At 48.5% G+C, this 9,463-nt stretch carries 8 protein-coding genes; 3 read left to right on the top strand and 5 right to left on the bottom strand.

Features of this window, described 5'->3' with window-relative positions:
- From ACPGUT_RS08735 to ACPGUT_RS08725, 3 genes are all read left to right on the top strand, one after another.
- On the top strand, positions 1-2,103 hold a 2,103-nt coding region (locus ACPGUT_RS08735; RefSeq protein WP_423990433.1), incomplete at its 5' end, for an RHS repeat domain-containing protein.
- Between the two features lie 17 nt (positions 2,104-2,120).
- Entirely contained in the window at positions 2,121-2,903 is a 783-nt protein-coding gene (locus ACPGUT_RS08730) for a hypothetical protein (RefSeq protein WP_423990431.1), read from the top strand.
- Between the two features lie 157 nt (positions 2,904-3,060).
- Positions 3,061-4,275: an FAD-dependent oxidoreductase gene (locus ACPGUT_RS08725; protein ID WP_423990429.1), complete on the top strand. Its 1,215-nt coding sequence runs from the start codon at positions 3,061-3,063 to the stop codon at positions 4,273-4,275.
- 475 nt (positions 4,276-4,750) lie between these two features.
- Here the strand turns inward: ACPGUT_RS08725 and ACPGUT_RS08720 are convergent, their stop codons facing one another.
- The 5 genes from ACPGUT_RS08720 to ACPGUT_RS08700 form a co-directional block, all read right to left on the bottom strand.
- Positions 4,751-5,509: a hypothetical protein gene (locus tag ACPGUT_RS08720; protein WP_423990427.1), complete on the bottom strand. Its 759-nt coding sequence runs from the start codon at positions 5,507-5,509 to the stop codon at positions 4,751-4,753.
- Positions 5,510-5,662: 153 nt separating this feature from the next.
- Positions 5,663-6,379 (bottom strand): type VI toxin-antitoxin system SocB family DNA replication inhibitor toxin, encoded by a 717-nt coding sequence (socB, locus tag ACPGUT_RS08715; RefSeq protein ID WP_423990425.1) that lies wholly within the window; start codon positions 6,377-6,379, stop codon positions 5,663-5,665.
- Positions 6,357-6,866: a type VI toxin-antitoxin system SocA family antitoxin gene (socA, locus tag ACPGUT_RS08710; RefSeq protein ID WP_423990435.1), complete on the bottom strand. Its 510-nt coding sequence runs from the start codon at positions 6,864-6,866 to the stop codon at positions 6,357-6,359. The genes socB and socA overlap by 23 nt, the downstream gene beginning before the upstream one ends.
- Positions 6,867-7,520: 654 nt before the next feature.
- Entirely contained in the window at positions 7,521-8,114 is a 594-nt protein-coding gene (locus ACPGUT_RS08705) for a plasmid pRiA4b ORF-3 family protein (RefSeq protein ID WP_423990423.1), read from the bottom strand.
- Positions 8,115-8,124: 10 nt separating this feature from the next.
- Complete coding sequence (locus ACPGUT_RS08700) at positions 8,125-9,276, bottom strand: tyrosine-type recombinase/integrase (RefSeq protein WP_423990421.1); 1,152 nt, start codon at positions 9,274-9,276, stop codon at positions 8,125-8,127.
- Positions 9,277-9,463 lie beyond the last annotated feature (187 nt).

The raw sequence follows: 9,463 nt of genomic DNA, 5'->3' as shown, positions 1-9,463 counted from the left end.
ATCCTCCTTTATTCAAATCCTCAAATCTGTCCAACGGGTGCTGACGTCAGACAGTTGCAGTACAATATACAAGGTTTGGTTTCGCAGGCAAAAATGCCAAATGGAGCTGTTCATAAATTTACATATGATGAATTGTATCGATTGGTTTACGAAGAAATCTACGAGCGCGCTTCCCAGGAGGTTCCTGTTGAAACCATAGCATTCGATTATGACAACAGGGATAGGCTGGTCAAAATTGATAATAGCCACCACGTGCTGGAGTTTGAATATGACGGTGCAGGGTTCCTCACTAAAGAGACTATAAATGGTCGTGAGGTGTTGCACGACCATGACGAGATCACAGGGCAGCGGGTACAGGTCAAAAGTTGCGATCTTCTCGCAAAGTTTGTGTTCTCTCCCGGGGGATTGCCCAAGTCGATTTCCTTCCAGGGCGCTGTTGGTATTGATCTGTCATATAATCCGGATGGAATAGAAACACAGCGTCATACCAGTACTGGCTTTGCATCCGTGCAAACCTACGGACAATCGGGTGAATTAATTTCTCAGACCGCTGGTAAAATTTCTCCTGAGAACTTCCCCAGTGACGACATCCACAGCTTTAGCAATGCGATGGCGTTTTTAGCGGATCTGAAAGGCGCTCAATCGCAGCGTATCTACAAGTATGATAGTACAGCGCGGATCAGTCAGATTGCTGATCGTACATGGGGATCGACTGACTATAGTTATACCAATTCTGGTCAGGTAAAAGCGGTTTCATATGACCGGCGACACTCACATAATGATCTGCGTGAGGAACGGTTCGGATATGATAACAACCACAATCTTAAAGCCACAGGATCGTCTCGGCATCGCCACGCTTCACTGGATACAGGTATCATTCAGCACGCCTTTAGCAGCGTCGATCAACAGCGTGGTATTGCCGGAAGAATTGAGCGCAGAGGGGAATGCACCTTTGCCTATGACGTCCATGGACGTCTGATCACTCGCAAAGTTGTCCGCAAAGGGTTCAGGCCGCAAATCTGGCACTTCGAATGGGACCATCGTGACAGGCTTTCTGTCGCTCGGTCCAATACAGGCGAAACATGGAAATATACCTATGATCCGTTCGGACGGCGGCAATCAAAAACCTGCATAGCAGGGCTGCAGAGAGGGCAAGAAACGGCCTACCTCTGGGATGCCGACGCAATGGTTGAGGCCGTGACAACCGCCTCTGGTGAAATTACTGAAACCATCCGCTATCTCTATGATCCCGGAACTCTGCGCCCCGCAGCGCAGGAAGTGAATGGCGAACTGCAATACATCGTTTGTGACCACCTGGGTACACCCACCGAACTCTTCTCTGAGGCAGGTGATCTGCTCTGGTCGCGCAAATTACGCCTGTGGGGAGAAGATTATGGTGTAGAGCGGCTGCGTGCTGCGAATGATAATGGAGGCTATGTCGATTGTCTGATCCGGTTTCAGGGACAATTTTTTGACGCGGAGACGGGTCTTCATTACAATCGGCACAGGTATTACGACCCTTATGCGGCCGAGTATCTGTCGCCCGATCCGATTGGTCTAGCCGGTGGGTTGCGATCATTTGGGTATGTAACTGATCCCACAAGTTGGGTGGATCCCTTGGGTTTAGCCGGGTGTAAAGCAGGCCTGAGTCCCAAAAGCTTTGATTTAGAAACGCTATCGCAAAACCCGAGGTTACATCGCCACTGGACCAATGCAATGAAGAGTGCCGCTTCTTCAACTCGAAAAAATGGTTACCAGAGATATTTGGAAACCTTGTCTAAAGGTAACACACCAACAACTAAGCAGCTCGAGAGTGCCTTTAGTGCGGTGAACCAAAGGTTCATGAAGTTAGCCCGTGCTGATGGCTTTGATATAGCTCAAGTTCATCACTGGAACTACAATAAAGGATCTTACCCCACTCAAATCGTCGACCCCAGACATTTGGTTCCTGTATCAAGTCGAGATCTGCACACAATACTTCACAGACAAACCACATCGAATCCAGGTAACATTTGGAAGGGGCCAATATCGCCTGAGCATGTTATAAATATTCCGGATTGGTCAACGCCTCTCCCATCGAACTGGTTTAAACCTACTCCTTAATACGATATAAAAACACCATGAGTACCATCCTTGACCTTCTTCACTACCCCAGACTCAATTGTTTGGCTGAGACAGATTTATCAAAGACATTCCCCGACCTGACCGGCCCTGCTGAATGGTACGGTCACCCTCCTGCGTTGATCCCAGTTCTTTCTGATGGATCATTGCCAGCATATCTGGGTGTTTGGTACAACTGGTTTAAGCCAGAACAATCAAGTTTCGTGGGAATGAGCGTCTCAAACAACTACATGCTATCCGAACTTGCTCGCAACGAACATCAAGCTGTGATTTATTTGTGTGCACGTTCCATTGTTGGCGCGGATGGTGTAACTGCCGAAATCTTGCATCTCGCAACAAAATTAGGAATTAGCGCCGATGAACTGGCTCAAATTGACGAAATAACAATTGAAACAGGAGATGATCCTGAAGGATTACTTGAACTCAGCGCATTCAAATCCTCTTCTCCGAAAGAGTGCAACCCTGAAGGTTATAACGGCTACTTCCCGTATCAAGAATCTGAAAATTTGATGCAAAACACTATATTTGAGTTTGATTTCCCCCCATCTCAAGAAAACGCCCCTTGGCTTGATAATCAATCGAACAAAATAGACCTTTTTGAACGAGCACTCGAAGCTGGAGACCTGACACAAGCATGGTTATTGTTAAACGCATCTGGATGGCCTTTTAGGCTCGCAGCAAAAGCCTTGAGGAAGTTATCTGCCGCTAAAAACGATCTAACGTTTCGTCTCTTCTGCAGTGCATGGATAGAACAGGCAGAACATTATGATGGTGGGTATTAATTAGGTCTGTCCATAACCGTTGGTTTTTAGGAGTGAGGTTCTGGCTCGCTTTTGGAGGCTGATATTCTGTCTAAAAAGAAGACGTTCGGTTAAAGTCGTATGAAGGACCGAATATCTGAACTTTATTCGCAGCGACTTGGGGCTATGGAACTTCTAAATGAACCGACGTGATTTCTTATCCTACGCATCAATGGCTGCGGCTGGAACCTTCATTCCCTGGCGTGGCGCTCAGGCCGAAGGACGAACTCTTCGTGGATACCTGCGATCCAATTGGAGCCGTGATCCCTATACATTTGGATCGTACTCTTATGTCGCCAGGGATGCGCAGCAACCTGATCGGCTGACGCTTGGAAAACCTGTCGGGAACCGTGTTTATTTTGCAGGTGAAGCAGTGCACCCCACCCACAACAGCACGGTACATGCTGCTTACGAAAGCGGTGTGATGGTTGCAGAGGATGTTGGGCGTAACACGTCAGGTAACGTTGCCATTATTGGCGCAGGTGTGAGTGGCCTGGCCGCGGCGCAGGCTCTCTCTGAAGGCGGGCGAACAGTAACTGTCATCGAGGCCCAGGACCGCATTGGGGGCCGTGTTCGTACAAGCAACGTTTTAGGATCGCCTCTAGATCTGGGTGCAAGCTGGATACACGGAACGCGCCGCAACCCTATACATGCGCTCGCACGTGATATTAACGCACAAACTGTGGCCACGGATGAGACCTATATCGCGCGCGGTGCCGCCGGACAGGTTTTGGACGATAACACCGCGCCTGGATGGCTTGAAAACGTAACAACCATTCAGCACAATGCTGGTGCTGACAGCAGTGAAATCAATCTTAATGCATATAATGCACAGACGGAATACAGCGGCAAAGATGTGATATTCCCTGAGGGGTATGAAAGTATACTACCTGCCCTCCAGGGGAATTACGATATACAGACCTCAAAACCTGTCAGCGCTATTTCCTATGGAGAAGAGGGTGTCTCTATCACCGCCAACGGTATCGCAACCCAGTTTGATGTGGTCGTTGTAACATTGCCGTTGGGCGTTCTGAAGCGGGACATTGTCACCTTTTCACCCCCACTACCTGCAGACAAACAGGCTGCAATTTCCAAACTGGGAATGGGTACGCTCGACAAATTATACCTGCGGTATGATCAGCCATTTTGGGATGAAGACACCACCTGGATTGCGACCCCGGAAAATGGTCTCCCACAAGGACAATTCAATCAATGGCTCAATCTCTACAAATACATAGGAGAGCCGATTATTATGGGCTTCAACGGCGGGCCACCCGCACTGCAGTTGGCCCAATTGTCTGATGATGAAATTGTGCTGCAAGGACAACAGGCCTTGGAGAGCGCATACTTTTGACGTCGATAAAAATTCGTCGCAATACCCTTTTGTGCATTGCTACAAACTCTGATCAAAACACAATCAGGTAGCGAAGGTTCTTGTGGCTAACGCGAAAACAGTCGTTAGCTGCATTGCAAGAAACTGGTAAAGTGGGCTCATTCCTGCCGTTTGCTGCAATTTTTCCCTATGACCGCTTTTGCCTACTGTTGCCATGGCGCACGTTCCTAATAAGGTTGTGCGTCAGTCTTATTGGGATTCACGCGGCAATCCGGTGGAAATGTGCACCCAGGGCTGTATCTGTCGCCCGACCCCATTGGACTGGCAGGCGGGTTCAGACCCCCAGGCTTATGTGTAAGATCCTGTGGGGTGGATGGATATTCTTGGGTTGAGTGGAGGCCCTGTTGGAGCTGTCCGAAACGCCACGGATAACCTATTGGGTAATGCATAATCCACGCTGCAATTAACGGTAACACTGTTATAAAGAAGCAATGTTTCATTCCCCACAGCGATTAAAGTATTTCCTAAGGACGTTGGTTATAACACCGAAGCTGCTATTTGCCCCTGCGAGATAAGGTCCAATTTTTTGAGCGTCACTTGGAATCTCAACACACTCACTAAACGGTATTTTTATAAACTTGACTTTGCCATCATCACCAAGCTCTTCCGTCCCCTTTTCGACAACTTCCATAGCATTAATGAAATACCAAGATCCTTGGGTGTTTTTCTTCCCGTCGCCGAGAAACGCAAACCAAAAACACATCCTAAAGTGGCTTTCGAACTCTGCCGAAAGCACTAGGTCTTTTTCAAGATCCACTCTAAAATAGCCTTCATCAGACTTCAGAAACTTAACATCAACCGCGATCAAGCCAAGACGCTCAATAAGGACAAAAAAATCAGGTCTTTTAAGTGCGTTTGAAAAAGAAAGGGCAAAACTGTTTGAGCCGCTTTGCTTGATAAACACATAACCTGCCTTTTGACCGTCCAGCCATTTAGAGAATCTTAACTCCCCAAGGTCACCTTTTTGCTTAGATGTTAGTTTTTCTTCATCAACTTCCGTTAAATCTTGCTGCCTTTTTTCTGGTGAAAGAATTTCGGCTATTTTTTTCCTCCGAGATTGAATGCCTCCAACTGCCCGCTCTAAACTCGATGCAATTTCTCCATTTTCGCATCCCTCTCGCACAAATGAAATCAATTTCATTTCTTCGTCTAAAGACCACTGATCTCCTGCTCTATTAGGTTTCTCTCTACTCAAAATATCTACCTCAAATTAGCACAATTTACTCAAGTCGCTGAGCCAGTTACTCAGCGGTTTCCATTTAATCACTGTTCGGCATGCTGCAGTGCAGCCCGTCATGATGTGGAAAGCTCAGAAGGCGTTCGGCGTTACAAGTGTCTTACAAGGTCACTAGATCAGTGGCCCTGTACCAGTTGCGCGGCCACGTGTTTCCCGATCCCGTTCCTCAAGCACATCGCGCCACATCTCGTAGGTTGATGCGACCATGAGTTCGAGCTCCTCGCGAGAATACAAATCGATGCCTTCGTCCGTGTAAAGGCGAACAGCACGGCGACCACCTTCTGGCTTGTGGAATTGTGCGATGGTCAAACAAACACCGGCATAGTCCTCGTCAGCCGCTCGAATACGTTCGTGCATCATGGAAAAGGCGAACCTGCGCCCCTCAGCAGACAGGCCTTTGGAGCCACGTGGTTCAATGAACAGGGCACTCGGTTGTTCGTCAATCGCAAGAATCATTGGCAGCCAGTAGGTAACTTTCCGCCCCATACCCATTGCGAGCGGAAAGAACTCCTGGCGACGACCAATAACACGACCTGACTTAGCGAAGTCGTACAAGCCGAGGGCAACCCGCTTATTGTACCTGAACTCGTCATCCGACTTGCAGCGTTTTTTCAACTCGGTTTCGATCACAGGCCAAGGTGTTGCGGCGGCGCTTCCGAAGTCGAGAGCAGGCTGGATATTAAAAATATCGTCAAAGCAGGACCGTACGGGCCTGTAGGAAAACGTCGAAAACCCACCTTTCATCTGTTCCAAGCTCCGTCGTTTCATATCGTCTCGTTGTGGGGCAATACGAGCAAGGTCGGTGTCAGGCAAAGGGCGTATCGTCACTAGGTTCTCCTGCGTTCGGTTCTATACCGACCGATACCTTGTGATACCGGAATCGGTCCATAATCACATTATCTGGTATTTGTAGCCCCAAAGCAATCGACGTTCTTGATTTGTCCACGATATACGCCCAGGGCGAGTCTTTCGCGTGTGAAAGATCAACCAAGCGCCCGGCAGACATCTTTCCATATGAGCGTAAGACATGGCGAATAAGGTCAATGACTTCGTAGTCCTCCACTGTACGTACAGGACGAGGGCGCCCCGTTAAAGGGTCCTTACCTTCTGCGCGTGTAGTGATCGGAGCGGAGCCGGAACTCTTGAATGCTCTGTATGCCGACGGATGAACAGGGCCATATTGCCACGCCTCAAAATACCCTGAAACGAGGGGCTTCTTGGTTTGGGTCAGGTACATGCCGTGAGCGAAATATAGCAATTTCTGTAGGGCTAGGTTCGTTATATTTATGCCACGTTGATCCGCCTCATCTAACATGAGGTTGGCAATTGCCCGTGGATCGTGGACCGTCATTTGGATGTTCTCAAGGCTTTTGTTCTCATTTTGTTCGCACTCATAATGCCTGAGAAGAAAGTGATTTGGCAAGAGGCATTGGGAGATCTCTTCGCGGCGGCAACGCTCAGCAATTCAATCTTAGCCAAGCCGGTTGCCTAGGGACTGTTGGCGTTCATTTTATGTGCGGCCGAAGTGATTTTCGATAACGTGCAGCCATTTGCAGATCTCCTTGTGAAGCCTGTCTGGAGCCTTCGGTTAGATATTGGCGATATGATCGGGATGATGTCGCAGGCCAGAAGGTCATTTCTCAACCAATCCGCATCGAAAGCCCTGTCGACCAGAAGATGCCCGGCAACAGATCGCGGATCAACGGATCGGTCTCGCGTAAGTCGTGAGCTTGCCCGGGCATCAGACAGAGCTCAACAAGGTTTTCCGAGTGCTCAGTATCTTCGTCGTTATACCCTCTCGAGAGCGCCAAATGGCTTAGCACAGTGTCCCCCTTCTGCGCCCTGATCTCCTTTGCTGCGGTACATGTTGTCAAAAGAGCGGAACCAAACAGCGGCAGAAAATTGACCCTTGTGAGAGATAAGTCCAATTTGTAAACAGTATTGATAACCCAACTCGTCTCAATTTGAACTAGCGCATATTTAACTTTTTCTCGTGTTGTTCATTTCCCCATACAAACATTGCCCCGACCGCAGCATTGGCTTGTTGTAGGCTGAAAACCTTCGGTTGAAAACAACCAGCCCACTGCTTGGTTTCGCGATGCTCGGGATGTTTTTTGTCCGTCAGTGCTTCAAGAAAACCTTCATAGGAATAAGGGCCTCCGCAATCTTCCGGAGGGCAAGCTAGCTCCCCGCCAATACAAGCCGGAAAATCCAGATCTGTCCGTCCGCCATCTTTACTGGTTTGTTCTACAGTTATAAGATGTCTCCACCCATCACCGAAATCGTAAGTATAGGTAAACTGGTCACCTTTCTTAACCAGCTTGCTCAACACGAAGCACTTTTCGTCAAATCGTTCATCTCCACGGTCCCAGCTATCGTCGCTTGACTCTTGCGCTTCGTAGCGTCGTTCGCCGATCTCAAATTCATGTAAGTGACAGTCTTGCCACGGCATTGCACCTTGAATGACGTTGTGCAGCACATCCAATGAAATATCATTTGGTACAACAACGCGCCGCCAGATCGTTGGTGAAATGCCCTGCAGTTCAATTTTTAACTCAATCACTTTTTTCTCCTCAGTTCGTACTGCTCAAATAGTTGGCCCAACTCTGCACTAGGTGTGCCCGTTTTTCCAGCCGATCTGACCGCTGATAAGCTCCGACGACACCCATGTCGACTTTATGACCAAGCGCCATTTCTTTGACCTCAAACGGCGTATCGGTGCATTCTTCAACCCACGTGCGAAAACTGGCCCGAAATCCATGAGGGCGCGCGTCGTATCCTTCACGTTTCATAAACGCGCTCATGGCCGCATCAGACATTGGTTTGCCATGTTCTGTTGGGAATACCAGGCTTTCTGTACTCGATTTGCGAGCGAGATGCAGTACGTTCAGAGCTTCTGCTGACAAAGGGACACGATGCACATTGCCCGTTTTAGTGCGATCTGCACCGATGGTCCAAATGCCATCGGCAATTTCGTCAAAGGTAGCAAAGCGAATTTCACTGGTTCTCGCGACTGTCAGGATCAGAAAACGCAACGCCAACACTGACGTTAATTCCGATTTCTCACACAAAAATGTATAGAAATCAGGAACGTCTTTGTAGGACAGGGACGGGATATGCTTTTCTACATGTCGCCGCTTCCCGAGCAGTGCTTGGGCTTTCATCGTAGCTTGCAGATCTGTATCCAGTCCCAGTGCCGCTGTGTGTTTGAGCGTCAGATTGAGGCGGTTCATAGCCTTACGAGCGGTGTCCGATTTTGTATGCCAAATCGGTTCAAGCACCTTTTTAAGCGAGTGCTGATCTAGATCTTCGACGGCCATATCACCAATTTTTGGCAGGACATGCACATTTAACGGGGACAACCAGCGCCCCGCTTTGCCATCGTTTTTCAACTCAGCTTGTCTCGCTGTGAAACAGCTTTGCACAGCTTCGGCGACTGTCATGCGATGAACTTTACCGCGCTCTTTTTTGCGTTCTTGAATAGGATCGACGCCATCGCGTAATCTGCGGCGTGCTAGTGCGGATCTTTCTCGTGCTTCGGCAATGCTCACATCCGGCCACGGTCCCAACCCCATTTCTCGACGCTTGCCATTCACCACCAATCGAAGCATCCAACGGCCCGCATCTCTTCGAGATTTTACCAGCCACAGCCCTTTCCCATCAGCGTGTTTTCCAGCGCCCAATGACTTGGTTTTCATCTGCGTTAGAACATTGTGCACCGTCATTTGTGAACCACCTTAAAAACCACCTTTTGGCGTGTGAAATGATGTTCACTTATGTTTAGTCATGTTGCAAGGATTTTGATGAACTCCGTTAAATTACAGCAATTTAGTGCTGATATGTTAAACTATGAGTAAAGCATAAAGTGCCTCTTCTGGGCACCACTTTTACCCAAAACAATACTATATATTG

Origin of the sequence: Halocynthiibacter sp. (assembly GCF_049608145.1) — a bacterium.
Taxonomy (GTDB): Bacteria; Pseudomonadota; Alphaproteobacteria; order Rhodobacterales; family Rhodobacteraceae; genus Halocynthiibacter.
This window is presented reverse-complemented; position numbering and strand designations above follow the sequence as displayed.

Excerpts from the sequence above, each read along its gene's own strand:
- ACPGUT_RS08730 (WP_423990431.1), top strand. The coding sequence starts at position 2,121 with ATGAGTACCATCCTTGACCTTCTTCACTACCCCAGACTCAATTGTTTG.
- ACPGUT_RS08725 (WP_423990429.1), top strand. The coding sequence starts at position 3,061 with ATGAACCGACGTGATTTCTTATCCTACGCATCAATGGCTGCGGCTGGA.
- socA (WP_423990435.1), bottom strand. The coding sequence starts at position 6,866 with ATGTTAGATGAGGCGGATCAACGTGGCATAAATATAACGAACCTAGCC.
- ACPGUT_RS08700 (WP_423990421.1), bottom strand. The coding sequence starts at position 9,276 with ATGACGGTGCACAATGTTCTAACGCAGATGAAAACCAAGTCATTGGGC.